Raw genomic sequence first — 25,255 nt, forward strand, 5'->3', positions numbered from 1 at the left:
CAACGGCGGAAGTCACCAAAATCGATGCTGCCCAAGACGGCAAGGCGACCTGACGCTAACGCAGCTGAAACCTTCGGCGCAAGCGCGACCGGGTTTTGCTGTTCCGAATCGCCAGGCCGAATCAGGCGGTGGGCGGATTGCCAGGGAGGATCACCGTCACACGCAGCCCGCCGATCGGCGAGCGGCTCGCCTCGATCCGCCCGTGATGCGCCTCAACGATAGCCCGCGCCGTGGCCAAGCCCAGGCCCGAGGCGGCTGATTCGTCCGCGCGATCGGAAGAGCGGTAAAATGGCTCGAACAAACGCTGGGCGAGCATCACATCCACGCCTGGCGCGTTGTCATCGATGATCAAGCGCCACGCATCGCGCGAGCTTTCCAGGCCCAGCACGATCCGGCCGTTCTTGGGCGTGTAGCGCAGCGAATTGTCGATCAGCGCGCCGAACAGCTGCTCGATTCGCGCGCCGTCCCATTTCACGATCACCGTATATTCGGGCAGCGTGCTGGTCTCGAGCCGCACGCCCTGCGCCTCGGCGCGCTTCCTGTCGGCATAGATCGCGTTGTGGATCAGCGCGCGGGGGTCGACCTGGACGAAGGTGACCGGCAGGCGGCCGAGATCCGCCAACGCCACCGCGTTCAGGTCCTCGGCCATGTGGATAAGCCGGCGAGTATCGCTCTCGATCGCCCCGATCAGTTCGGGCGGCAGCGGCGGCTCCATCTCGCACAGCCTGATGAAATGCTCGCCCATATTCTCGGTCGGGCCCTTGAGCTCGCCCGAGATCGACACCAGCCAGGTGCGGCGCGCGGTCTCCAGCCGGCTGAACTGGCTGGCGATTCGCCGCAGGTTTCGCATCGTCGCGACCACTTCGGCGGGGCCTTCCTCATCGAAATAGAGGTCCAGGTCGCCGTTCACCACGTCGCGGCTCATCCGGTAGAGCTGGAGCTGCGGCTTCGACCAGCGCCGCGCGAAGACATAGGCCATCAGCAGCAGCAGCACGAACAGCACCAGCACGATCGCAGCGATGCCGATATACTGGGCGGCGAGGGTGCGGCGGTCCTGATCGGAGAGCTCGGGCGGCCGCACCAGCTTCGCAGTCGCCACGGTGCGCCCGTCGACCACCACGGGCCGTTCGGCGCTTGCTGCGAGGGAGGTGGTCGGGCCGGCGATCGCCTGGCCCTGCGGATCCACCAGCAGCACGCGGCCCGCCAACGGTCCGGGCAGATGCGCGACCTGATCGAGCGGGCGCCCGGCGCGTGCGGCCTCGGCCGCGATCTGGACAAAGGCGTCGAGCCGCTCCCCGTCGCGCTGGGCCAGTTGGGCCTGCTGGCCTTCGTGCATCACGAACACCATCAGGCCGCCCGGCACGACGGCCGCGAGCAGCGCCTGCGCCGCCAGAGAAGAAAAGATGCCCCGAAACAAACGCACGCGCTCAAAACCTCCCCACAGGCCAGCTTCCCGGCCCTAACCCCCGAGCGTTACAGACGCAATTGCCCCGTCAATCGGGCACGTCGAAGCTGTCGAGTATCTTGGCCCCTGCCATGAACACCGCGATCGGGCAGAGTGCGAACAGCATCCAGCCGCCAAGTCCCGGAAATTTCCCGAGATAATGCACCCCACGCTCGGTCGCACCGCAGGCGAGGCCGTAGATGACGAGGAAGGCCTCGAACTTGGTCTTGATCGTGAACAGGCGGCCGATGCGGTAGAACATGCCAAAGGTTAAGCAAGCCCCGGGCCAACCGCGAAAATGCGTAGTTTCGCGTTAAATTGGATGGTTACCTGTAAGTTAATCCGACAGGTCCAGGGCTTCGAGCAGGGCGCGCCGGGCGGTCTCGACCTGCGCGATCAGCGCCGGATCGGCGATCGCGCCGAACGGAATCGCCTCGGGCCAATGGGTTTCGATGACGCCCGCGATACGGTCCGCCTTCGCGACATCGAGCAAGAAGCGCGGATCGACCGTCGCTGGATCGCAGACCACGCGCAAACGCAGGCAGGCGGGCCCGCCGCCATTCGCCATAGACTGGCGGACATCGACAACCTCGAGCTGCCGGATCGGGCCATTGCCGGCGACATGGTCCTGCAGCCAGCTCCACACGCTCGGCGTGTCGCGTGCCTCACCCGGCAGCACCAGCGCCATCTCCCCCGAAGGCAGCGTGACCAGCTGGGCGTTGAACAGGTAAGACTTGATCGCGTCCGCTAGGCTCACCTGGGCGGCAGGCACCTCGACGATCTCGACCTCGGGCAGCATCGCGCGCAGATCGGCGTAGAAACGGTCCTTGTCGGCAAAGGCCTGCTCGTGCGCGAACAGCACCCGGCCATTCGCCACCGCGACCACGTCGTTGTGGAAAGCCCCCGCGGCGATCGCCTCTTCGGACTGCTGGACGAACAGCACCCGCTCGAGCCGATGCCGCCGTGCCACCGCCGCGCTGGCATCGGGATGCTGGCGGGCGGGGAAGGGGCCGCCCGAGATCCCATAGACGAACACCTCCACCCCCGGCGCGTCGTGGCTGGTGGCAAGGCGCATGTGATTGGCCGCGCCCTCGTCCCCGAACGGCGCCGGCACCGGGCCGTGCACCGTGAAGGCGGGGTCCGCAAAGGCGAGGCGGAGCTGGGCCAGCGTCTCGGGCCATTCATGGCTGCGATGCGGCATCGTCACGAGGTTCGCGACGGTCAGGTGGCACTTGCCGTCGGCGGTATCGGGCGCCGGCGAGACGGTCGCGGCATTGGCAGCCCACATCGGCGAGGCGGAGAGCGCCTGGGCCTGGGTGTGTGGCGGCGCATCCTCGAAGCGGGTGCCGAGATCGGCGAGCCAGCGATGATCGGGCCGGGCATGGGGCAGCAATATCCCCTGGATCAGCCCGAGCGCGATATTGCCGCGCATCTTGGCGATCCCCTGCAGCGCTGCCGCGCGCGGATAGGAGATCTCGCCCCGGTTGCGCGTCGCCGCGAGGTTGCCATGGCTGAGCCCGGCATAATTGTGGCTGGGACCGATGATCCCGTCGAAGTTGATCTCCGTGTGCATCAGCGGCCCACGTGCATCACGTCGTCACCGACGTCGACGCCGAGCAGTTCGGCGGTGCGCGGATCGATCACCACGCCGCCGTCTCGCACCGACACACGGCCCTGGGTCACCCGGAAGCCGGTGAGCTGTCCGGTCGCGACCAAAGCCGCTTCGCCGCCGGTCTCGATCGCCACCACCTTGGCGGTCCTGGCATCGCGCACGGTGTTCACCTGGTCTGTGCGCGCGGTCATCGTCGGGCCGCCGTCGAAGATGTCGACATAGCGTTCCCAGGCGAAGCCCTCGCTCTCCAGCATGCGCATCGCGGCGCGGCCCGAGGGGTGGGGCAGGCCGATCACTCCGCGTGCACTCTCGGAGAGCATCGCGGTGTAGATCGGGTGCTTGGGCATCAGATCGGCGATGAACTGGTTGCCATGGATCGCATTGAAGCTGTCGGCTTCCTGGAAATTCATCCCGAAGAAGCGCCCGGCGACGCCGTCCCAGAAAGGCGAGCCGCCCGCCTCGTCGATCACCCCGCGCAGCTCGGCCAGGATCTTCTCGGCAAAGCGCGGGCGGTGGCGGGCGATGAACATGTAGCGGCTGCGTGCAAGCAGCATGCCCAGCCCGCCGGCGCGTTCGCCCGGATGGAGGAACAGCCCGCCCACCTCGCTCGCGCCTTCGAGGTCGTTCACCAGGCTCAGCGTCTCGGCGCGGAAGGTGCGGCCGAGCTCCTCGCTATGCTTGGTCTCGGTGGCGAGGCGATAGGAATAGAAGGGCCAGCGCTGCCCAACCGCAGTGAAGATCTGGCAGGTCCCGCGGACCTCGCCGGTGTCGACATTCTCAAGCACCAGCACGAACACGTCGTCGCCGCTCTCGTCCTCGGGGCGATCGAACGCGGCGTGGCTGCGCGCAAGCTTGGCGCGCAGCACTTCCTTCTCGGGCTGGAGATTGGTGAAGCCGCCGCCGGTCAGCTTCGCCATCTCGTAGAGCGCCTGCAGATCCTCGTCGCGGGCGGCACGGATCACGAAGCTCATAATTTCCCCTTCTCGGCGATACGCAACATGGTGACGGCGGAGAGGGCGGCGCGCTCGGCCAGGCTCTCCGGGATCAGGAACTCGTCTGCGCTGTGGATCAGGCCCCCGCGCGCGCCCATCGTGTCGACGACAGGCACGCCGCACGCGGCAATGTTGTTGCCGTCGCAGACACCGCCGGAGAATTTCCAGGCGACCGGAATGCCCAGATCGGCGCCGCACGCCTTGACCAGTTCGAACAGTTTCTCAGCACCCGGGTCCAGGGGCTTGGGCGGGCGGTTGAAACTGCCATGAACGTGGATACGCACGTCATGCTTCACCGACACGATCGCCACTGCTTGGTCGATGGCGATCCGGGCCCTGGTGATCGCCTCGGCATCCTTCGGCCGGAAATTGATGCGCAGGACGGCGAGGTCGGGCACGACATTGTTCGGCCCGCCGCCGTCGATCTTCGCCGGGTTCACCGCCAGGCCGGGAGCCTTGGCGTCGTTGAGCCGCATTGCGAGGTCCGCGGCGGCGACCAGCGCATTGCGGCCCTCGTCCGGATTGCGTCCGGCATGGGCCGATTTGCCGTGCACTACGATCGAGAAATTGCCGGTGCCGCCGCGCGCGCCCGCCAGCGTACCGTCGGGCAAGGCGGGCTCATAGGTGAGCGCCGCGACCTTGCCCTTGGCCGCGCCCGCGATCAGGCCGGCGGAGGAGAAAGAGCCGGTCTCCTCGTCCGAATTGATCAGCACCTCATAGCCGATATGCGCGGCGAGCGGGCTTTCCTCCACCGCCTCCAGCGCGGCGAGCATGAGGGCGAGCCCGCCCTTCATGTCGGCGGCGCCCGGCGCGTTGAGATTGCCGTCGGGCAGCCAGTTGTTCGCCTGGAAGGGATGGTCGACACCGTAGACGGTGTCCATGTGCCCGGTCAGCAGCAGCTGTACCGGCGCGTCTGGCCGTACGGCGAGGTGGAGATGATGGCCATGCGCCAGCGGCAGCACCTGCCCGTCGGCGGTCACGCTACTGGCGGCCTCGGGCTCGATCAGCGCGAGGTGGCCGGGCAGGACGGAGAAAGCGTCGGCCAGCGCATCGGCCATGCGGGCGAGCCCCGCGATGTTGCGGGTGCCGCTGTTGATCGCCGTCCAGGCCTCGGTATGCGCCAGCATCGGCGCCGCCGCGACCCTCTCCACTGCCGCGCGTTCGATCTTGGAAAGCTCGGTCATCCACCGGACCTAGCGCGAAATATTATTGCCGTCAGCCCCGCCCAGCACGGTAGCTCATGCAATCTGGGAATAGGATGTCAGAAATCGACGACCAATGCCGCGCGACTGGTAGAATCGGTGCTCTTGCGACCGATCGCCGGGGTGCTTTCATATTGCAGCGAATAGCTGAACTGCGCTGAGAGCGGTCCAAAGAGCTTGGTAAGCAGCGCCGACTTGGATGAGACAGTGCTGTTGGCATTCTGCAGATAGGCCGAGGCGTTCTGCGTCACCGAGATGCCCCTGGTGATCTTCCAGCCAAAATCCAGGCTGCCGCGCGCGGCGGCATTGCTCTCGGCCGGCTGGGCAATGAAGCGGGTGTAGCGGAAGGCCGGGCCGACTTCGAGGTCGAGCTTTACCGCCGGCGACTTGATCGCGCTGTAGCCGATCCCGCTCGACAGCGAGACACGGTCGCTGAAGCCCGAGAAACGGTCGCTTTCATATTGGGCGGCGCCATAGAGATAGGCGCGGTCGTCGAACTTCCAGTTGGGTTCGTATGCGGCGAGATAGCGTTCGCGCGTGGTGATGCCCAGGCTCTCCTGGTAATCCGCCTGGACGCGCAGCTTGTGGCGCCAGTCGAGCCCATCGCGCTTCAGTTCCATGGCCGCGGCGATGCCGACGTTTTCCGTGTTGCCGGTGGTGACATAGCCGCCCAGCTCGGCATGGCCCTTCACCAGCGCGAAGAAATCGGCGCTGCGGATCTTGGCCTGCGCCTTTTTCAGCCGGGAATCGCGCCAGTCGGCGGCGATCTTCACCAGCTTGTCGGCGCTCTCCGGGTCCGCGGCACGGGCATATTTGACGATGACCGCGACGTCGTTCTCGTTGCCCGATTCCATTGCGGCCTCGAGCATCGCCTTCAGCGCCGGCGAGACGTTCGCTGCTTCGAGGGCAGCGGTGCTGTCATCGTCGTCCATCGGCACGGCAAAGGCTGGCGTGGCGGCGATCAGCAATGGCAGGGCGAAAAGCGAGGCTCGCATAGGCTTGGCTCGTAGCGCTGTCATGGGGACCAGAATAGGGCAGGATCAGGCGAGATGTTGCTCAAAAACGGTCAACAGTTCCTTATAGAGCGCCCGCTTGAAGGGAACGATGATGTCGGGGAGATCTTTCGGCTCCGCCCAGCGCCAGGCGCGGAATTCCGGCTCGGCGGTCTCGATGTTGACGTCCTGGTCCTCGCCGAGGAAGCGGAACAGGAACCAGCGCTGGCGCTGGCCGCGCCATTTGCCCTTCCAGAGCCGGCCGACCAGGTCCTCGGGCAGGTCGTAGAACAGCTCTTCCGGGGCCTGGGCGATCAGCTCCGCATGCTGGCGCTCGACGCCGGTCTCTTCCCACAGTTCGCGCCAGGCGGCATCGATCGGTTCCTCGCCCGGATCGATACCGCCCTGCGGCATCTGCCAGGCCTCGACCACCGAATCGAGCCGCTGGCCGACGAACACCTGGCCATGGCGGTTGAGCAGCATCACGCCCGCGCAGGGGCGATAGGGAAGGGAAGCGATGTCGATCATGGGCACGCACCTAGCCCTATCGTCACCCCGGCGAAAGCCGGGATCTCGTGCCGTAGCGCGAGGAAGGTGCCGCCTGAGAACCCGGCTTTCGCCGAGATGACGGCGTTCTTAGATTAAGTGCGTGATCCACCTCGTCCACCATCCCGATTATGTCGCCCCGGCCCCGAAGCGCAGCCAGTATCAGTGGAACAAGAACGGTCTGGTCCGCGACCTGCTGCGCGAGGAAGGGGCCGTCTTCACCTGGCACCAGCCCGAGCCGATGCCGCGCTGCTGGCTCGAGGCGGTGCACGATCCCGACTATGTCGAAGAGGTGCTGAGCGCTTCGGTCCCGCCCGAGAAAGAACGTCGCATCGGTTTTCCGGTCACGCCGGCGGTGGCGCGGCGTTCCCAGGCGGTGCCCGGCGGCACCTGGCTCGCAGCGCGCCTGGCGCTGGAGCATGGCTTCGCGGCCAATACCGCCGGCGGCAGCCATCACGCGCTCGCCAGCACCGGCGCGGGTTTCTGCGTGTTCAACGACCTGGCGCTCGCCGCGGTGCGGCTGGTCGAGGAGCGGACGGTCGACCGCATCCTGATCGTCGATTGCGACGTCCATCAGGGCGACGGCACCGCCTCGCTCACCGCCGGTCGGCCGGAGATCGCGACCTATTCGATCCATGCCGAGAAGAACTTCCCGGTCCGCAAGGCGCACTCAACGCTCGACGTGCCGTTGCGGGATGGGGTGGGGGACGCGGAATATATGGAGACGCTGGAGCGGACGCTGCTCCCCTTGCTCGAAAGTTTCGCACCCGATCTGGTTCTTTATCAGGCCGGAGTCGATCCGCTGGCCGGCGACCGGCTGGGCCGGCTGGCGCTGTCCTATGACGGGCTGATCGCGCGGGATCGCTGGATTTCCGGCGTCATGACGTCACGCGGCATACCGTTCGCAAGTGCATTAGGCGGCGGGTACGGCGAGGATGCGCTCGAAGTATCGCGGCGCCACGTCGCCTCGATCCTCGCGCTGGGACAGGGAGTTGCGGGCCGGGCTTTGCAGCTTTGAATTTGGGGCGTAGACATCTGCACAACGATATAAAATTGCAGGAGACCGGCTGTGGCGACTGCCGCGCATACGCTCACGCCCGAGGAGGCGTCGGCGCATCCCGCACCTGAGGCGATCGTGGTTCGCTTCGCCGGTGATTCCGGCGACGGCATGCAGCTCACCGGCGGCCAGTTCACGCTCTCCACCGCCCTGGCGGGCAACGATCTGGCCACCTTCCCGGACTTCCCCGCCGAGATCCGTGCGCCCCAGGGCACGCTGTTCGGCGTGTCTGCCTTCCAGATCAATTTCGGCTCGGCCCAGATCGACACCGCCGGCGACCAGCCCGACGTGCTCGTCGCGATGAACCCGGCGGCGCTCAAGACCAATGTCGATGCGCTCAAGCCCGGCGGGCTCATCATCGCCGACGAGGGCGAGTTCGGCCAGCGCAACCTCGACAAGGCGAAATACGCCGCCAATCCGCTCGAGGATGGCAGCCTGGCGAAGTGGCAGCTGCTCAAGCTCAACATCTCGCAGCTCACCCTCGATGCCGTGAAGCCCTTCGGCCTCGGCAACAAGGAGGCGCTGCGCTGCAAGAACATGTGGACGCTGGGCCTGGCGCTCTGGATGTTCGACCGGGATCGCCAGCCTCTGGTCGACTGGCTCAAGGCCAAGTTCGCCAAGGCGCCCGACCTGGCCGAGGCGAACATCGCCGCGCTCAACGCCGGCCACGCTTACGGCGAGACCGCCGAACTGGGCGCGATGGGCATCAGCCAGCGCCAAGTTGCCGCCGCGCCCGCGGAGCCGGGGCTGTACCGCACCGTCACAGGGGCGGAGTCGATCTCGCTCGGCCTTGTCGCAGGGGCACAGCTGGCAGGCCTGCCGATGTTCTTCGGTGGTTATCCGATCACTCCGGCCAGCGCGATCCTGCATACGCTGTCGCGCTACAAGGAGTACAACGTCACCACCTTCCAGGCCGAGGACGAGATCGCCGCGGTCGCCTCCGCCCTGGGCAGCGCCTATGCCGGCAGCCTTGGCGTCACCTGCTCCTCGGGCCCGGGCATCGCCCTCAAGACCGAGGCGATCGGCCTGGCGATCATGACCGAACTGCCGCTGGTGATCGTCAACGCGCAGCGCGGCGGTCCCTCGACCGGACTTCCCACGAAAACTGAGCAATCGGATCTATACCAGGCAGTTTACGGTAGAAATGGTGACTCCCCGATCCCGGTGATCGCTGCCCGTTCGGCTGCGGACTGCTTCGACGTCGCGATCGAGGCGGTGCGCATCGCGACGCAGTACATGACCCCGGTGATGCTGCTCACCGATGGCTATCTCCAGAATGCCGCCGAGCCCTGGAAGGTGCCGGACATGTCGACCTACGAGCCGTTCCCGGTGCGCTTCCACACCGAGGTCCCGCCCGAGGGCGAGAAGTTCCAGCCCTATGGTCGCGACAACAAGCTCAAGCGCCCCTGGGTGAAGCCGGGCACGCCGGGCCTGCTCCACCGCATCGGCGGCATCGAGAAGGCCCAGGGGTCGGGCAACATCGACTATTCCCCCGCCAATCACCAGGCGATGACCGACATCCGCCGCGACAAGGTGCTGGGCATCGAGATCCCCGACCAGGCGGTCGAGCAGGGGCAGGCGGGCGGCAAGCTCGTCGTGGTCGGCTGGGGCTCGACCTATGGCCCGATCGCCCAGGCGGTGCGGCGGGCACGGGCCAGGGGGCATGACGTCAGCCATGTCCATATCCGGCACATCTGGCCGCTTCCGAGTAATCTCGGTGATCTGTTAGCTAGTTATGAGCATGTTCTCGTACCGGAAATGAACACGGGCCAGCTCAAGACGCTGCTGCGCGACCAGTATCTGGTCGACGCCAAATCGCTCGCCAAGGTCTCGGGCCAGCCCTTCCGCATCGCCGAGATCGAAGCCGCGATCGCCCAGCACATCGGCGCCGATTTCGACCAGGAACTCCCGCCCAGCGACAGCCAGCTTCCCAGCCCGGAGGCGGTGAACCCATGACGCAGTGGATCCCGGCCGGCGCGGCGCGGCAGAAGGCACTGCTCACTTCCGCGGCGAACGACACGAAATGGGATGAGCTGCGCCTCGCCATGTACGGCATGGCCTCGCCGCCGGATTTCCGGTGCATGATGCTCTCGGGCCACTACGGCGCATCGGACAGCGAGTGGTATTATCATTTCCGGATTGGCGGATACGCGGACATCGAGTTCGTCGACATCCTGCCGCGCACCGATGCCGACCGGCCCGAGATTCTCTCCCATCTCAAGGCGATCGGTCTCGCCGGTCATGCGACCGAGCAGGGCTTCCGCGTCTATGGCTATCTCCGGCCCGGCCAGGCCGTGGACCGTTTCTAGGGAACTCGACGATGAACGAGATCACGACGATACGCCCGAGCACCCCCAAGGACTGGGAGACCGACCAGGAGGTCCGCTGGTGCCCGGGCTGCGGCGACTATGCGATCCTGAAAGCCGTGCAGCGGACCATGCCCGAACTGGGCGTCGCGCCGGAGAACACGGTGTTCGTCAGCGGCATCGGCTGTTCGTCGCGCTTCCCCTATTACATGGAAACCTATGGCTTCCACACCATCCACGGCCGTGCGCCGGCGGTGGCGACGGGGGTCAAGCTGGCCAATCCGGACCTCGACGTGTGGATCATCACCGGCGACGGCGATGCGCTGTCGATCGGCGGCAACCACACGATGCACCTGCTCCGGCGCAACCTGAACTGCCAGTTCCTGCTGTTCAACAACGAGATCTACGGCCTCACCAAGGGCCAATACTCGCCGACGAGTCGGGAAGGCACCCGCTCGCCCTCCACCCCGTTCGGCTCGGTCGACCATCCCGCCAAACCCTGCGCCTTCGCACTGGGGGCAGGAGCCCGTTTCGTCGCCCGCGGGATCGACGTGCACAAGAACCTGCCGAGCGTCCTCAAGGCCGCGCATGCGCATCAGGGCGCGGCGTTCGTCGAGATCTTCCAGAACTGCATCGTCTACAATGACGAGGTCTTCGAGCCCTTCACTGCCAAACCCAATGCAGCGCTGGGCCAGCTCTGGGCCGAGCATGGCAAGCCGCTGCTCTTCGCCGGCGGCACCAGGGGCCTTACCCTCGACATGCACAGCCTCACCCTCAAGGTGGTCGACGTGACCGAGGGCGACTGGGAAGGGGCAGGGGTGATCGTCCACAACGTCACCAACCGGGCCATCGCCCATATGCTCGTCGAGATGCCCTTTGGCCCGTTCCCGATGGCGCTGGGCGTGCTGTACGACGATCCCGCGCCGACCTTCGAGAGTGCCGTTGTCGCGCAGAACAAGGCGGCGAGCGAAGGCAAGACGGCCGACCTCCAGAAGCTGGTCGGCAAGGGGCAGACCTGGATGGTCGACAAGGAACCCCACAAAGTCTGACGGTTATCGCTATCGGCTTGATTTGCCGGTGGACTGGCCTATCGCGCCGTTCATGTCGATCGGTGTCATCTCCGGTTTCGAAGCGCATGAACTTGCGCCGGCTCCGAACGTCTATCCGCGATGAACCCCGGCGAACCCGCGGCCAGCAGCTTTCGCACGCCCCAGGAGCGCGCGCGCCGGCATGATCTCGATGCGCTGCGGGCCGTGTTCCTGCTGTTCGGCATTCCCTACCATGCCTCGCTGACCGTCCGCCCGGGGCCGTGGATCGCCAATTTCCACGATCGGTCGCGCGATTTCATCCAGCTCGCCGACTATCTCCACCTGTTCCGCATGCCGGGCTTCTACATGATCGCCGGCTATTTCGCCGCGATGCTGCTCCATCGCCGGCCCGTGGCGAGCTATCTCCCGTCGCGCCTTCACCGGCTGGTGCCGCCCTTCCTGGCGGGCACCTTCCTGCTGGTGCCGGCGATGCATTTCCTGCTGCTGCTCGAGACCGGTCATCCCGACCCGCTGGCGCGGTGGTGGGAGATCATGACCATGACGGAGCGCAACCCGTTCGAGCATCTCTGGTTCGTCCAGGTGCTGCTCTACTACACGGCGGGGCTCGCCGCCCTGGTCTGGCTGTTGCCCCCGCTCGCCCATGCCGAGCTCAAGGGCGAGCAGCGCATGCTGGTGCGGTGGTTCGTGCCGGTCACCCTTGCCATCGGCCTGGTCCTCGGCATGTGCGGCCTCGGCTCGCTCCAGCTCGAGCGCTATCGCTACCTGAACAATTTCGCGGTCAATTTCCTCTCCGCCCGCTATGCGCTCGACTATCTGCCCTGGTTCCTGTTCGGTGCGGTGCTGCAGCGCATTCCTGCGCTCGACCGGCGCTTCGCCCGCTTTTCCTGGATCCTGTTCCTGACCGGCCTGGCGGCCAGCATCGTGGTGGTCTTCTATCCGCGCCTGGTGCCGTTCCTCTGGAGGCCGGTGCTCACCGGCGTCGCGGCGATCAGCCTCACCCAGGCAGCGCTGGGCGCGCTCGCCCACTTCATCCATGGCGAGCGTCGCTGGGTGAAGGCGCTCGTTTCGGCCTCCTTCGTCATCTACCTGTTCCACGAGCCGCTGATCGTGCTGTTCACGCCCTGGCTCGACCTGCTGCCGATCCCGGTCTGGCCCAAGTTCATCCTGCTCTGCCTCGCTGCCTTTTTCGGCTCCTATGGCATCTGGAAGCTGATCAGGCTGAGCCCGGCGCTGCGCTATCTGTTCAATGGCGAGCGGGTGAAGAAGCGACCCCAAAGCTAGGCTTGCCCAATACGCCAGCGCGTGCATTGTGCGCCCTGAAATGCACGCGCCGCTAAGTCCTTCCGCCCCTGACCATTCCCCGCGGAAACCCGGCTGGTTCTCGCGCACGCTGGCACCATTTTTCCGCAGCCAGCTCGACAAGATCGACGCCGGCATCTTCCAGGGCAGCCTGTCGCTCGGCCTGCCTGACGGCACCGCCCGGCTGCTCGGCGGGCGTGCCGAGGGGCCGGCGGCGGTGGTCGATCTGCGCAGCTGGCGCGCGCTGCTTCGTCTCGCGATCGGCGGCTCGATCGGCTGGTACCAGGCCTGGGCGCTCGGCGAATGGACGAGCCCCGACCCGGTCCAGCTCTTCGCGCTGTTCGGGCTCAACCGCGCAGCGCTGGCTCGCCAGGCCCGCGCCACCGGCCCGTCGAAGCGGATCAAGCGCCTGCTCCACTGGCGCAACCGCAATCATCGCGGCGGTTCGCGGCGGAACATCCATTTCCACTACGACCTGGGCAACGACTTCTACCGGCTCTGGCTCGATCCCGGCATGACCTATTCGAGCGCGCGCTTCACCGCGCCCGGCCAGTCGCTCGAACAGGCCCAGCACGAGAAGCTGGCGGCGATCCTCGCGCGCACCAACACGGGGCCGGGCGACGAGATACTGGAGATCGGCTGTGGTTGGGGCAGCTTCGCCGAACTGGCGGTGGCCGAGGGGCGCAGAATCCACGGCATCACCCTGTCGACCGAGCAAAAGGCCTGGGCCGAGGCACGGGTACCCGAGAACGCCCGCTTCACCCTGACCGACTATCGCGACGTCACCGGCACCTATGACGCGGTGGCCAGCATCGAGATGGCCGAGGCTGTCGGCCAAGCCTATTGGCCCGCCTATCTCGACACCATTGCGCGTACGCTCAAGCCGGGCGGCCACGCCGCGCTGCAGGTCATCACCTTCGACGATGCGTTCTTCGAGGACTATGCCTCGAACGTCGACTTCATCCAGGCCTATGTCTTCCCGGGCGGGCTGTTGCTCTCGGAGGAAGGCTTCGGCGCATTGGCCGCGGCTCGGGGCCTCAAGGTCCGGGATCGCACCGGCTTTGGTCTCGATTATGCCGAGACACTCCGCCTGTGGCGCGAACGTTTCGACGCGGCCGTGGCCGCTGGTGCGCTACCCAAGCAATTCGATCCTGATTTCATAAACTTGTGGCGTTATTATCTGATGTATTGCGAGGGTGGGTTCAGAGGTGGCGGTATCGACGTCATCCAGCTCACCCTGGTCAAAGAGGAGGGGTGATGAAGAACTGGCTGCAGGCGGGCGCGCTCGCGCTCGGAACGTTTGCGGGACATGGGGCGCTGGCCCAGGCGGTGGTGTCGCCCGACGTGAAGATCCAGTCCGGCGACAGTTCCGGGCTGCGCAAGGTCGGCGCCGAGGTGCTGTTCTGGAGTCAGGCCCAGCGCGACCAGAATTTCCCGCACATGGAGAAGCTCTTCCCCGGCCATATCGTCCGGGCCGGCGGCAAGGTTCGCGCGCTGCCCGCCGGCAAGCTGCTCGCCTTCCCGGATGCCGATCTCGATGCCTTCATCGCCCAGCAGAACATCGCCGGGCTGGTCGTGCTCAAGGACGGCAAGATCATTCTGGAGCGCTATGCTCGCGGCTATTCGCAGCAGGGGCGCTGGACCAGCTTCTCGGTCGCCAAGTCGTTCACCTCGTCGCTGGTCGGCGCGGCGATCCGGGACGGCTTCATCAAGTCTGTCGACGAGCCGGTCACCAGGTACATCTCCGAGCTTGCCGGCAGCGGCTATGACGGGGTGACCATCGCCCAACTGCTCACCATGACCTCGGGTGTGAAGTGGAATGAGGACTATACCGACGCGAAGTCCGACGTCGCCCGCATGTTCCTAGAGCCCGTGCCGGCGGGGGAGGACCCCACGGTCTTCTACATGAAGAAGCTCCCCCGCGAGTTCGCGCCCGGGACCAAATGGGTCTACAAGACCGGCGAGACCAACCTGATCGGCGTGCTGGTGATGCGGGCGACGAAGAAGCCGCTCGCCACCTATCTCAGCGAGAAGATCTGGAAGCCCTATGGCATGGAGCAGGATGCGTTCTGGATGGTCGATCCGTCCGGGCACGAGGTCAGCGGCTGCTGCCTGTCGGTGAGCCTGCGCGACTATGCCCGTATGGGCCAGTTCGCGCTGGAGGGCGGGAAGGGCGTCGTCACCCCGGACTGGTTCCGCGAGTCGACCAGTGCGCATGCCGATATCGGCGTGCCGGGCCGCGGCTATGGCTATCAATGGTGGACCTATCCCGAGGGCCGGTTCGGCGCCCAGGGCATTTTCGGCCAGACGATCCGGGTGGATCCGAAGTCGAAGGTGGTGATCGCGGTATCCGCCGCGGCGCCCAAGGCCAGCGACGACGCCTATGGCCAGGCACGCACGGCATTCCTCAACCGGCTGTTCGAGGCTGCTGCCAAATAACCATCATCCCGGCGAAAGCCGGGATCGCAGGCGAAGGCGCGGGGAAGGAGGCGCACGAGATCCCGACTTTCGTCGGGATGACGGGATTTACGCGACCCGCTCGAAATGCCCGGCTTCGAACCCCGACACCGCCAGCGCGGCGATGCGCTCGGCCACCACTTCCGGCGCCTTCACCGTCGCCGGATCCTCGCCCGGGAAGGCGCGTGCGCGCATCTTGGTGCGGGTCGCGCCCGGATCAAGGATGCCCACGCGCACCTTGCTGATGTGCGCAACTTCCTCGCCATAGGTGAGCAGGAGGTTCTCGAACGCCGCCTTGGACGCGCCATAGACGCCCCAATAGGCGCGCGCGGTGCGGCCTACGCTCGAGGTAACACCGATCACCCGCGCGCCGCTCGACGCCTTGAGCATCGGGTCGAACGCCGCGAGGATCGCCGCCTGGGCCGTGACGTTGAGCGTCAGCACCTTGGCGAATTCCTTGAAGTCGATCGCCGGCACTGCGCTCAGCGTGCCGAGCTGGGCGGCATTGAGCACCAGTATGTCCAGCGCCGTCCAGCGGCCCAAGATCGCCTCGGCCAGCCTGGCGATGCTGTCATTCTCGGTCAGATCCATCGGCGCGATCGTTGCCGACCCACCGGCGGCGAAGATCGCCTCCTCGACTTCCTCGAGCCCGCCCGCGGTTCGCGCGGTGAGGATCACATGCGCGCCCTGGCCGGCCAGCGCCAGCGCAGTCGCGGCGCCGATGCCCCGGCTCGCGCCGGTGACGAGCGCCGTGCGCCCCGAAAGTGCCCCCTCGCTCATCCCGGTGTCAGCCCACGCGCTCGTGTAGCAACGCGAACTGGTCGGTCGGCGGGCCGTTCTCGTCCTGGTCGGTCAGCGTCGTCGGATATTCACCGGTGAAGCACGCATCGCAGTATTTCGGATGGATGTCGGCGCGATGCGCTTCGCCCAGCGCCTTGTACAGGCCGTCGATGCTGATGAACGACAGGCTGTCGGCATGGATGAAGTCGGTCATCCCGCCCACGTCGAGCTTTGCGGCGAGCAGCTTGGCGCGCTCGGGCGTATCGACGCCGTAGAAGCAGCTGTGCCGCGTCGGCGGCGAGGCAATGCGCATGTGCACCTCCGCCGCGCCTGCCTCGCGCATCATCTGCACGATCTTGAGGCTGGTGGTGCCGCGCACGATCGAATCGTCGATCAGCACCACGCGCTTGCCCTTGATCAGCTCGCGATTGGCATTGTGCTTCAGCTTCACGCCCAGATGGCGAACCTTGTCGCCCGGCTGGATGAAGGTGCGGCCGACATAGTGCGAGCGGATGATGCCGAGCTCGAACGGAATGCCGCTCTGCTGGGCGTAGCCGATCGCCGCCGGCACGCCGGAATCTGGAACGGGGACGACCAGGTCGGCCTCGACCGGACTTTCGATCGCCAGCTGCGCGCCGATCGCCTTGCGCACCGAATAGACCGAGCGGTTGTCGCTGATCGAATCCGGGCGCGAGAAATAGACATATTCGAAGATGCACGGCCGTGCGCTGACCGGCGCGAAGGGCTTGTGCGAGCTGAGCTCGCCGCCCTTGACGATCACCAGCTCGCCCGGCTCGACGTCGCGGACATATTCGGCGCCGACCACGTCGAGCGCCACCGTCTCCGAGGCGAAGATGATCGCATCGTCCAGATTGCCCATCACCAGCGGGCGGATGCCCAGCGGATCGCGGCAGGCAATCATGCCCTCGGGGGTCATGACGATCAGCGAATAGGCGCCCTCGACCTGCTTCAGCGCATCGATGAAGCGATCGATCAGCGTGCGGTATTGCGAGGTCGCGACGAGGTGGATGATCACCTCGGTGTCGCTTGTCGACTGGAAGATCGCGCCGCGGCGGACCAGGTCACGCCGCAGCCGCATCGCGTTCGAGATGTTGCCGTTATGCGCCACTGCGAAACCGCCGGTCGCCAGCTCGGCATAGAGCGGCTGGACGTTGCGGAGGTCCGAGCCACCCGTGGTGGCATAGCGGACATGGCCGCAGGCGGTGTCGCCGTGCAGCGCGCGGATCACTTCATCGCGGTCGAAATTGCCCGCGACATGGCCCATCGCGCGGTGGATGTGGAACTGGCGGCCATCGAAGCTGGTGATGCCCGCTGCCTCCTGCCCACGGTGCTGCAGCGCATGCAGGCCAAGCGCGACGGCGGCTGACGCCCCGTCCATGCCGGAAACACCGAAAATGCCGCACTCTTCGCGCAGCTTGTCGTCGTCGAACGGGTTTGTGGTAAGCATCAGCCCTCGAGGGGTTTGTAACTGTCGGGCGGGCATATAGGCGCTTCGGTGCGATTTGTCGCCGGTCTGTCACAAAGAAATGAACTTGCAGGGTTTTCCGGTGGTTTTTCAGGGCGAAAGGAGGCGTTTCCATGCCCGCCAAGGACCACGGACCGCAGATCAAGAACGATGAACTCTACGAGAAACTCCGCGATGCGGGGAACTCGAAGGAGAAGGCGGCGCGAATCGCCAACGCCCAGGCCGAAGGCAGCATCGACCACCGCGGCGGCACCCTCGAGAGCCGTTCGAAGGGCCAGCTCTACGACGAGGCCAAGGAGATCGGCATCGAGGGTCGCTCCAGGATGGACAAGGACGAGTTGGTCGACGCGATCCGCGATCATTAGGAGCCGTCAACCCGGCGAAAGCGGGGATCTCGCGATAAGGCATGAGGCCGCGGCTTTCGCCCGGGTGGCGAGTTGGGCTAGAGCGTCCCCGTGGACAATGATCGCGAAACGGGCAGTCTGCTCGACCCGAAATACGACGCCTCCGGCCTGATCACCGCCGTGTGTACAGCCCCCGACGGCACGGTGCTGATGCTCGCCCATATGAACGCCGAGGCGCTCCAGGCGACGCTCGATACCGGCGAGGCGACCTTCTGGTCGCGCAGTCGCGGCAGGCTGTGGAAGAAGGGCGAGACCTCGGGCCACGTCCTCAAGGTGATCGAGGCGCGGATCGACTGCGATCAGGACGCCGTCTGGCTCAAGGTCGAGCCGCGCGGTCCTGCCTGCCACACCGGCGCGCCGAGCTGCTTCTACCGGATCATCGAGGACGGAAAGCTCGTCCGCGGATGAAGCGGGCAGGGCTCCTCCTCGTATTGCTCCTCGCCGCCTGCTCGGGCGGCCAGGCGCCCACGGGCAAGGCGGAGAAACCCCAGGACCTGGAAAAGGCCGCGATCGAGCGCGGCCTGGTCCGCAACCCGGCGGACACCGATATCGCCGGCCTCTATGCCCGCGACACCGACCGCATCTGCATCGTCCCCGACGAGGAGCTCGGCTACCGGATCGGCGCGTTCGTCGACTATGGCGACCGCATCACCTGCAGCGGCTCGGGCCGGGCGAGCCGGGTAGGGGAGTCGCTCCATATCGAGTTCGGCGAGGACGGCAGCTGCTCGTTCGACGCCAAATACGATGGCGACAAGATCGCCTTTCCGGGCGCGCTGCCCGATGGCTGCAATAAATTCTGCGCAAAACGGGCCTCCTATGCGGGACTGGAAGTCACGCGGCTCAGCGAGTCGGCCGCCGAGGCCGCCGCGATGCGCGACGCGAACGGCAAGAGGCTCTGCGGCGGCCAGTAGTCGTCATCCCGACGAAAGTCGGGATCTCAGGCAAAGGTGCCGGAAAGGAGCCGCACGAGATCCCGGCTTTCGCCGGGATGACGGATAGGGCCGGGATGAAGGAAAAGGTCGATCTCGGCCACGATCGAGATTGACGTTCACGTAAGGGGAAGGTATTTTCCATGCCCATGAACGCTCCAGCCTTTCCGCTCGAGGCCCTGGCGCCGATCGATGCGCGCCCGGACCGCGACTCCTTCACCATCTCGGACCTGTGCGCCGAGTTCTCGGTCACGCCGCGCGCCTTGCGCTTCTACGAGGACGAGGGGCTGATCGGTCCCGAGCGCCGCGGCACCGCCCGCATCTATTCGCACCGCGACCGTGCCCGGCTTGCCTGGATCCTGCGCGGCAAGCGCGTCGGCTTTAGCCTGGCCGAGATCCGCGAGATGATAGATCTCTACGATGTCGGCGACGGCCGCAGCACCCAGAAGCAGTTCACGCTCGAGCGCTGCCTGGAACGCATCGAGCTGCTCGAGAACCAGAAGCGCGACATCGACGCGCACATCACCGAGCTCCAGCAATTCGTCGAACTGCTCAAGAGCAGCGACTAACCCCCGAGGAACCTGAAATGCCCCAGTACACCCCGCCGGTGCGCGACACGCGCTTCGTCCTCGATCAGGTGATCGGCCTCGATCGCTACGCCAATCTGCCCGGCTTCGAGAATGCCACGCCCGACACGGTAGACGCGGTGCTCGAGCAGGGCGGCCAGTTCGTCGCCGAGGTGCTGTTCCCGCTCAACCATTCGGGCGACCAGGAAGGCTGCACCCGCCATGACGACGGCAGCGTGACCACGCCCGCCGGCTACAAGGAAGCGTACAACCAGTTCGTCGAGAGCGGCTGGGGTACGCTGAGCGCACCCGTCGAGTTCGGTGGCCAGGGGATGCCGCACGTCGTCTCCACGGCGTTCCAGGAGTATATGATCTCCGCCAACATGGCCTTCGCCATGTATCCCGGCCTCACCCACGGCGCGATCGCGTCGCTGCTGGTCAAGGGCTCGCCCGAGCAGCAGGCCAAGTACGTCCCCAAGATGGTCTCGGGCGAGTGGGGCGGCACGATGAACCTCACCGAGCCGCAGTGCGGCACCGATCTCGGCCTGATCAAGACCAAGGCCGAGCCCCAGGCCGACGGTTCGTTCCTGATTACCGGCACCAAGATCTTCATCTCGTCGGGCGAGCATGACCTGACGAGCAACATCATCCACCTCGTCCTCGCCAAGACCCCCGGCGCACCGGACAGCACCAAGGGCATCTCGCTCTTCGTGGTCCCGAAGTTCCTGGTCAACGACGACGACACGCTGGGCGAGCGCAACCCAGTCACCTGCGGCTCGATCGAGCACAAGATGGGCATCCACGCCAACTCGACCTGCGTTATGAACTATGACGGCGCCAAGGGCTGGCTCGTCGGCGAGGAGATGAAGGGCCTCGCCGCGATGTTCATCATGATGAACGCCGCCCGTCTCGGCGTCGGCCTGCAAGGCTTGGGCGTGGGCGAGGTCGCCCTCCAGAACGCCGTCCAGTACGCGCACGACCGCCGCCAAGGCCGCGCGCTCACCGGTCCGCAGGAGCCGCAGGAAAAGGCCGACACGCTGTTCGTCCACCCGGACGTGCGCCGCATGCTGATGGAAGCCAAGGCGCAGACCGAGGGCATGCGGGCGCTGTGCCTGTGGGGAGCGCTCCAGGTCGATCTCGAGCATGCCGCCCCGACCGAGGAGGAGCGGCAGCTCGCCGCCGATCTGGTCGGCCTGCTCACCCCGGTCATCAAGGGCGTCGGCACCGATATCGGCTACAAGGTCGCGACCGACAGCCAGCAGGTCTATGGCGGCCATGGCTACATCGCCGAATGGGGCATGGAGCAATATGTCCGCGATGCCCGCATCTCGATGATCTATGAAGGCACCAACGGCGTCCAGGCGATGGACCTGGTCGGCCGCAAGCTCGCCATGAACGGCGGCCGCGCGGTCCAGGCCTTTTTCAAGCTGGTCGCCGAGGAAGCCGCCGCGGCCAAGGGCGACGAGAAGCTCGCTGCGCTGGCCGAAGGGCTGGAGAAGGCACTCGGCCATCTCCAGGGCGCGACGATGTGGCTCGCCCAGAACGGCTTCAAGAACCCGAACGATGTCGGCGCGGGCGCCTATCCGTACATGCAGCTCACCGGCACGGTGGCGCTCGGCCTGATGTGGCTCCGCATGGCCAAGGCGGCAGCCGCTGCATTGGCCACCGGCGAGGGCGACGCGAAGTTCTACGAAGCCAAGCTGGTCACCGCCCGCTTCTATGCCGAACGCTTCTTCCCGGATGCGAGCGGCCTGCGTCGCAAGATCGAGGCCGGCAGCGAGACGGTGATGGCGCTCGATCCGGAGCTGTTCCGCGCGGCGTGAGGTGTCGTAACCCCGGCGAAAGCCGGGGTATCGTGCCACGGGCCGTTCCTACCGCCCGAGATCCCGGCTTTCGCCGGGATGACGATTTGGGGCGGCGCCTTCGCAAGAGGACGCCGCCAATCCCCTTGCAATGTAGGATTTCAAATGGTTGCGTGCGCCACCCGAGGGGAGGTGCACGATGCTCACATTCGCGTTGCTGTTGCTGCTGGGTACGGATGATTTCGCCTCCGGCAAGGACCCCGATCGCACCAGCGGCGACTCCTGGCTGACGAAGCCTGGCGATCGCAATCCCTTCGCCAGTCCCAAGCTCGGCGATGTTGGCCACGACGCCCTTCGTTTCAGCACCACCCCGGCGCTGCGTGGGGGCGAGCGCAATGTCGTAACCATCACTCGGGGCGAGAAGGGAGAGGCGGTCGCCTCGCTGGATACGGTCCGCTACCAGTGCAATCTGTCGCAGACCCGCTGTCGCCTGGTCCCGGAGCGCTCGCCGAACTTCGCCTTCTGCCTGCAGGGCGATTGCACCTATGCCGGCATCGCGCGCCGCGTCCGTGCCCTGCTGTTCGATCCCGCGCGCATGCCGAATAAGGATTCTGCCGAGCTGGTGATCTGTACCGATGGTCCCGGCTATCTCACCGAACTGCGCGAGGCGGGCAGGACCTATAATTTATCGGGTTTCTGCGCACCGAAACACCCGAACAATGTCGTCTACAAACTCATCCGGGAGGGCGTGGGTACGCGTTGGCGGCAGATCGGCGGGGAGGAATGAGGCCCCCCGTGGCGTCTGCTTCATAAAGTTTGGCGCGATATGTCATGCTGGAACCGTTATGGTGTAGTAAGACACTTGAGCTGCAACCCGGGGGTATCGATAGTCCTTTGATGACCTTGTCGTTCGTACCGCTCACGCCGCTCGAGCGTGGGCAGCTTCATGTGATCCGCCTGCGCGCGATCCGCACCGCGCTGATCCTGCTGGCTGCAGCAATCGCTGCGGAAATCTTCGTGCCCGACTTGCCGATGCATGGGGTGATCCTGGGGCCGGTGCTGCTGCTCGCGTTATGGATCACCGTCTTCGCGCCGGGACGGCGCTGGCGGCGCTGGGGCTATGCCTTCACCGGCAGTGAGCTCCATGTCGAATATGGCTTGCTCACCCGCGTCCACACCATCGTGCCGGTCCTCCGGGTCCAGCATATCGACGTGTCCCAGGACGTGCTCGAACGACTCTTCGGTGTCGCGACGCTGGTCCTCCACACCGCGGGGAGCGACGGCAATATCGTCGTCCTGCCCGGCGTCTCCCGCACCACCGCCGAGGAAATCCGCGACGCGATCCGCCAGCGTATCGGCAGCGCCGCCCATGACTGACGCGGGTGCCGCGCCGCGGCGGCTCCACATCCTCACCGTGATCATGCGGTTCGTGAAGCGGGCTCCCTCCACGCTTGTCGTACCGCCGCTCGCGCTTGGCTTCATGGGGCGCGAGTTCCATCCCGTGCTGGCGTTCGGCGCGTTCGCCGCCATTGCCGCGGCGGTGATCGTCTCGACCTGGCTCGGCTGGTGGTGTTTCACCTACACGATCGGCGAGGAGGAGGTGCTGATCCAGCACGGCGTGCTTCGCCGAGAGCGCCGATCGATCCCGCGGGGTCGGATCCAGGACGTGTCGATCGAGCGCGGCCCCTTTGCCCGTATCTTCGGCCTGGCGCTGGTCCGGATCGAGACCGGTGGCGGCAAGGCGGAGGAAGGTGAGCTGGACAGTGTTTCGCTGGCCGAGGCCGAGCGGTTGCGCGCCCTGCTGCGTTCCTACCATCCGGTCGCTACCGTCGTTGCAGGAGACGAGCCCGCCAATGCCGAGCCGGTGCGCCGCACCGTCTATGCAATGTCGCTCGGCCGAGTGCTTCTGCGTGGCGTATTCGGCTTCTCGATGCTCTGGCTCGCGGCGATCTATGGTGCGATCCACTCGCTCGATCGGGTGGTGAAGTTCGATTGGGAGAAGTGGTTCGGCGAGGCCGAGCGCGTCGCCATCGCCCAGTTCAGCCTCCTGGCGCTGGCGCTGGTGCTCGTCGTGGCGCTGCTGCTCGGCGTGATCGCCGGCATCGTGCGCACCCTGTTGCGTGACTATGGTTTCACGCTCACCCATGAGCCGGGCCGCTTCCGCCGCGTTCGCGGGCTGCTGACCCGGTCGGAGATCGTGATCGCGGATCGTCGCATCCAGCTCGGTCTGGTTCATCGCGGCGCGATCAGCGGCCGCCTGGGGTGGAACACCGTCGCGGTGCAGACGCTCGGCGGCAGCGACGATCCCACCGGTCGCCAGGAACTGGCGCCCTTCGCCACCGCGGAGGAGGCCGCGCAGGTCATCGCCGCCACGCCCTTGCCGCCCTTCGAACGGATCGGCCTGCGCCCGGTGGCTCCGGCGCACATCCTGCGCTCGGCATTCCGTCACGGCCTGCCGGTGGCGCTGGCATTCGGGATCGCCGGCTGGTTCCTGCCGCTGCTCTGGTGGGGGCTGCTGCTCGTCCCGGTCTCCGTGGTCATCGCGCTCTTCCAGCGCAGCCACCACCGCTATGCCCTGCGCGACACCAGCCTGCAGGTGATGCGCGGGGTGCTGTCGCAGCGTGACTGGATCGTGCCGTTCGAGTCGATCCAGACGCTCACCGTGCGGCGCAGCTGGCTGCAGCGACGGTTGGGTGTGGCGACGGTGCGCGTGGATACCGCCGGCGCGAGCGGCATGCATCGGCCCGATGTCACGGACGCGCCACTGGATGCCGCACTCGCTCTGGCGCAGGCGCTCGCCGCCCGGGTCGACTAGCGCGCCTCGGGCGTCGGGCGCGGGGTCGGCGAGGGCCTGGGCACGGGCAGGGTGAAGCTCACCGCGCCCCTGCCCTGGGCGGGTACATTGGCTGGCGCGGTCGCCGGCGGCACCATCGCATCGGCCTTGCGCCGCACGCCGGTGAGCGGGGTGGGTGCGGCCAGTGGCGTGGCGCCGGGGATCGGCGTCGCGGCAGCGGCGGGAGCTGTGGCCGCCTCGGTCGGGATCTGGGCGCGCATGCACTGGACCGGGCTGGGACGGCGGAACTGGGCGCAATTCCACAGCGCCTTGGCGAAGCCCTGCGTCTCGTCGCGCAGGTAGCTGAACGACATGGTCGAGACCTGGGCGCTCGACAGCGGCAATTTGGCCGGGGTCTGCTTGCCGTCGGCCCAGGCCATGAACTTGCAATAGGGCCGCTCGCCACAGGTGCGGATGGCGAGGGCGGCGAAGGCATCGGGGTTGATGCCCTGGGGGAGCGTCAGCATGAAGTTGTTCGATTCGCCGCCACCCTCGACCGCCATCGGCGCGGGGACGGCACTTTGCGGGATCGAGGCGGGATCGATGAACGCGCCATCGGTGCCCACCGCGCCGGGCAGCAGCCCCTCCAGCGCGGGGTCGGGCTGAAAATTCGCCGGGGCGAGCCGCGCCATCAGCGCGATGTTGGGCTCCACGCCGGTATAGGCGCGGTTGAATGCCGGCGGGGTGCCCCACCAGCCCGCCCAGCGGAAGAAGAGATGGGTATGGACCTCGGTGATCTTCTCGAGGCTGGCGCTCCAATAGGGCACCACCCAGTCGGTGTGATAATGGGTGGCGTGGCCGACCGGCTTGTAGACCGAGCCGTTCAGCGCGATCCGCGCGACATAGCGCGCGCGCTCCCAGGCGGTAGCGGTCGGCGTGTAGCGCAGCATCGCGCCGTCGCAGGTGAAGGTGAACTGGCAGCCGGTGGAGCGCTCCGAGCCCTGGAACACCACGCCGCAGATCGATTTGGGGAAGGCGGGATGCCGGGCACGGTTGATGATGACCTGCGCCACGGCCTGCTGGCCGACCGTGTCGTCGCCAGCCTCGTAATAGACCGCGGCGGCAAGGCAATCGACCGCACGCGCGCGGCTGTCTTCGGCGCCGAAGATGTTGAACGGCCGCGCCGACGGATTGGGCAGGGTGGAAAAGGGGATGGAGGCGTTATAGGTCCGGGCGTCGTCGGGGTTGACGACCTGGAGCTCGACCGGCTCGACGTCGGGCAGTTCGGACTTCGGCACTACCCGGTGCGACACCTTCACCGGCCCAGGCTTGTGGACGACCGTTCGCGGCGTATGCGCGACCAGCCAGAGCGGCAGCGCGATCGCCACGATCGTGACGAGACCGAGCAACGCCGCCAGCAGGGGCGAGACGCGAAGCGCGGGCGCTCCGATGGTGCGAAGGGAAGGGAGGGTCGGCATGGGGTCGCCGCCCATAACGCAGAAGTCGCACGGTTGGAACCATTGCGGCGCCGAAACGCCGCAATGCCCCGCCAGCTGCCC

25 protein-coding genes are annotated in these 25,255 nt (G+C 66.5%); 15 read left to right on the forward strand and 10 right to left on the reverse strand.

The window, feature by feature from the left end; translation table 11 throughout:
* Nucleotides 1–121: 121 nt before the first annotated feature.
* From GGR46_RS06910 to GGR46_RS06940, 7 genes are all read right to left on the reverse strand, one after another.
* Nucleotides 122–1,423, reverse strand: coding sequence for an ATP-binding protein (locus GGR46_RS06910; RefSeq protein WP_183995807.1), 1,302 nt, complete (start codon nucleotides 1,421–1,423; stop codon nucleotides 122–124).
* Nucleotides 1,424–1,493: 70 nt separating this feature from the next.
* Nucleotides 1,494–1,706 carry a hypothetical protein gene (locus GGR46_RS06915; RefSeq protein WP_183995809.1) on the reverse strand — a complete coding sequence of 71 codons (213 nt, stop codon included), beginning with the start codon at nucleotides 1,704–1,706 and terminating at the stop codon, nucleotides 1,494–1,496.
* Nucleotides 1,707–1,781: 75 nt separating this feature from the next.
* Nucleotides 1,782–3,020 (reverse strand): N-succinylarginine dihydrolase, encoded by a 1,239-nt coding sequence (locus GGR46_RS06920; RefSeq protein ID WP_183996835.1) that lies wholly within the window; start codon nucleotides 3,018–3,020, stop codon nucleotides 1,782–1,784.
* Complete coding sequence (locus tag GGR46_RS06925) at nucleotides 3,017–4,027, reverse strand: arginine N-succinyltransferase (RefSeq protein WP_183995811.1); 1,011 nt, start codon at nucleotides 4,025–4,027, stop codon at nucleotides 3,017–3,019. The genes GGR46_RS06920 and GGR46_RS06925 overlap by 4 nt, the downstream gene beginning before the upstream one ends.
* Entirely contained in the window at nucleotides 4,024–5,232 is a 1,209-nt protein-coding gene (locus tag GGR46_RS06930) for a hydrolase (protein WP_183995813.1), read from the reverse strand. Before GGR46_RS06930 ends, GGR46_RS06925 begins: the two co-directional genes overlap by 4 nt.
* Nucleotides 5,233–5,309: 77 nt before the next feature.
* A complete protein-coding gene (locus GGR46_RS06935; protein WP_183995815.1) occupies nucleotides 5,310–6,245 on the reverse strand; it encodes a DUF481 domain-containing protein in 936 nt (311 codons plus the stop codon).
* Between the two features lie 45 nt (nucleotides 6,246–6,290).
* On the reverse strand, nucleotides 6,291–6,770 hold the full coding sequence (locus GGR46_RS06940) for an RNA pyrophosphohydrolase (RefSeq protein ID WP_183995817.1): 480 nt from the start codon (nucleotides 6,768–6,770) through the stop codon (nucleotides 6,291–6,293).
* Between the two features lie 121 nt (nucleotides 6,771–6,891).
* Here GGR46_RS06940 and GGR46_RS06945 point away from each other — a divergent pair, with 121 nt between their 5' ends.
* The 7 genes from GGR46_RS06945 (at nucleotide 6,892) to GGR46_RS06975 (ending at nucleotide 14,938) form a co-directional block, all read left to right on the forward strand.
* Nucleotides 6,892–7,806, forward strand: coding sequence for an arginase family protein (locus GGR46_RS06945; RefSeq protein WP_183995819.1), 915 nt, complete (start codon nucleotides 6,892–6,894; stop codon nucleotides 7,804–7,806).
* A 51-nt stretch (nucleotides 7,807–7,857) separates the two neighbouring features.
* Nucleotides 7,858–9,801 (forward strand): 2-oxoacid:acceptor oxidoreductase subunit alpha, encoded by a 1,944-nt coding sequence (locus tag GGR46_RS06950; RefSeq protein WP_183995821.1) that lies wholly within the window; start codon nucleotides 7,858–7,860, stop codon nucleotides 9,799–9,801.
* Nucleotides 9,798–10,154, forward strand: coding sequence for a DUF6678 family protein (locus tag GGR46_RS06955; RefSeq protein ID WP_183995823.1), 357 nt, complete (start codon nucleotides 9,798–9,800; stop codon nucleotides 10,152–10,154). Before GGR46_RS06950 ends, GGR46_RS06955 begins: the two co-directional genes overlap by 4 nt.
* Before the next feature lie 11 nt (nucleotides 10,155–10,165).
* Nucleotides 10,166–11,200 (forward strand): 2-oxoacid:ferredoxin oxidoreductase subunit beta, encoded by a 1,035-nt coding sequence (locus GGR46_RS06960; RefSeq protein ID WP_183995825.1) that lies wholly within the window; start codon nucleotides 10,166–10,168, stop codon nucleotides 11,198–11,200.
* Nucleotides 11,201–11,320: 120 nt separating this feature from the next.
* Nucleotides 11,321–12,481, forward strand: a complete 1,161-nt coding sequence (locus tag GGR46_RS06965; RefSeq protein ID WP_183995827.1) for an acyltransferase family protein — start codon at nucleotides 11,321–11,323, stop codon at nucleotides 12,479–12,481.
* A gap of 40 nt (nucleotides 12,482–12,521) precedes the next feature.
* Nucleotides 12,522–13,757, forward strand: a complete 1,236-nt coding sequence (locus tag GGR46_RS06970; RefSeq protein ID WP_183995830.1) for an SAM-dependent methyltransferase — start codon at nucleotides 12,522–12,524, stop codon at nucleotides 13,755–13,757.
* Nucleotides 13,757–14,938 (forward strand): serine hydrolase domain-containing protein, encoded by a 1,182-nt coding sequence (locus tag GGR46_RS06975; RefSeq protein ID WP_183995832.1) that lies wholly within the window; start codon nucleotides 13,757–13,759, stop codon nucleotides 14,936–14,938. Before GGR46_RS06970 ends, GGR46_RS06975 begins: the two co-directional genes overlap by 1 nt.
* Before the next feature lie 87 nt (nucleotides 14,939–15,025).
* Here GGR46_RS06975 and GGR46_RS06980 read toward each other — a convergent pair whose 3' ends face one another.
* Both GGR46_RS06980 and purF read right to left on the reverse strand, forming a co-directional pair.
* The gene (locus GGR46_RS06980; RefSeq protein ID WP_183995834.1) at nucleotides 15,026–15,736 is read right to left on the reverse strand and encodes an SDR family NAD(P)-dependent oxidoreductase; all 711 of its coding nucleotides are present in this window, start codon (nucleotides 15,734–15,736) and stop codon (nucleotides 15,026–15,028) included.
* Between the two features lie 7 nt (nucleotides 15,737–15,743).
* On the reverse strand, nucleotides 15,744–17,204 hold the full coding sequence (gene purF / locus GGR46_RS06985) for an amidophosphoribosyltransferase (RefSeq protein WP_183995836.1): 1,461 nt from the start codon (nucleotides 17,202–17,204) through the stop codon (nucleotides 15,744–15,746).
* A gap of 131 nt (nucleotides 17,205–17,335) precedes the next feature.
* Here purF and GGR46_RS06990 point away from each other — a divergent pair, with 131 nt between their 5' ends.
* The 8 genes from GGR46_RS06990 to GGR46_RS07025 all read left to right on the forward strand — a co-directional run bounded on the left by GGR46_RS06990 (nucleotide 17,336) and on the right by GGR46_RS07025 (nucleotide 23,738).
* Complete coding sequence (locus GGR46_RS06990) at nucleotides 17,336–17,587, forward strand: Rho termination factor N-terminal domain-containing protein (protein ID WP_183995840.1); 252 nt, start codon at nucleotides 17,336–17,338, stop codon at nucleotides 17,585–17,587.
* A 90-nt stretch (nucleotides 17,588–17,677) separates the two neighbouring features.
* The gene (gene hisI / locus GGR46_RS06995; protein WP_183995841.1) at nucleotides 17,678–18,034 is read left to right on the forward strand and encodes a phosphoribosyl-AMP cyclohydrolase; all 357 of its coding nucleotides are present in this window, start codon (nucleotides 17,678–17,680) and stop codon (nucleotides 18,032–18,034) included.
* A complete protein-coding gene (locus GGR46_RS07000) occupies nucleotides 18,031–18,537 on the forward strand; it encodes a hypothetical protein (protein ID WP_183995842.1) in 507 nt (168 codons plus the stop codon). The genes hisI and GGR46_RS07000 overlap by 4 nt, the downstream gene beginning before the upstream one ends.
* 167 nt (nucleotides 18,538–18,704) lie before the next feature.
* A complete protein-coding gene (locus GGR46_RS07005; protein ID WP_183995843.1) occupies nucleotides 18,705–19,124 on the forward strand; it encodes a MerR family transcriptional regulator in 420 nt (139 codons plus the stop codon).
* A gap of 17 nt (nucleotides 19,125–19,141) precedes the next feature.
* Nucleotides 19,142–20,944: an acyl-CoA dehydrogenase C-terminal domain-containing protein gene (locus GGR46_RS07010; RefSeq protein ID WP_183995844.1), complete on the forward strand. Its 1,803-nt coding sequence runs from the start codon at nucleotides 19,142–19,144 to the stop codon at nucleotides 20,942–20,944.
* Between the two features lie 178 nt (nucleotides 20,945–21,122).
* Nucleotides 21,123–21,710: a hypothetical protein gene (locus tag GGR46_RS07015; protein ID WP_183995846.1), complete on the forward strand. Its 588-nt coding sequence runs from the start codon at nucleotides 21,123–21,125 to the stop codon at nucleotides 21,708–21,710.
* A 110-nt stretch (nucleotides 21,711–21,820) separates the two neighbouring features.
* A complete protein-coding gene (locus tag GGR46_RS07020; RefSeq protein WP_183995848.1) occupies nucleotides 21,821–22,300 on the forward strand; it encodes a PH domain-containing protein in 480 nt (159 codons plus the stop codon).
* Entirely contained in the window at nucleotides 22,293–23,738 is a 1,446-nt protein-coding gene (locus GGR46_RS07025) for a PH domain-containing protein (RefSeq protein ID WP_183995850.1), read from the forward strand. Before GGR46_RS07020 ends, GGR46_RS07025 begins: the two co-directional genes overlap by 8 nt.
* Here GGR46_RS07025 and GGR46_RS07030 read toward each other — a convergent pair.
* The gene (locus GGR46_RS07030) at nucleotides 23,735–25,174 is read right to left on the reverse strand and encodes a cell wall hydrolase (RefSeq protein WP_183995852.1); all 1,440 of its coding nucleotides are present in this window, start codon (nucleotides 25,172–25,174) and stop codon (nucleotides 23,735–23,737) included. The two genes, GGR46_RS07025 and GGR46_RS07030, sit on opposite strands and share 4 nt — an antisense overlap.
* Nucleotides 25,175–25,255: the final 81 nt, after the last annotated feature.

This window comes from Sphingomonas kyeonggiensis, assembly GCF_014196745.1.
GTDB classification, from domain to species: domain Bacteria; phylum Pseudomonadota; class Alphaproteobacteria; order Sphingomonadales; family Sphingomonadaceae; genus Sphingomonas; species Sphingomonas kyeonggiensis.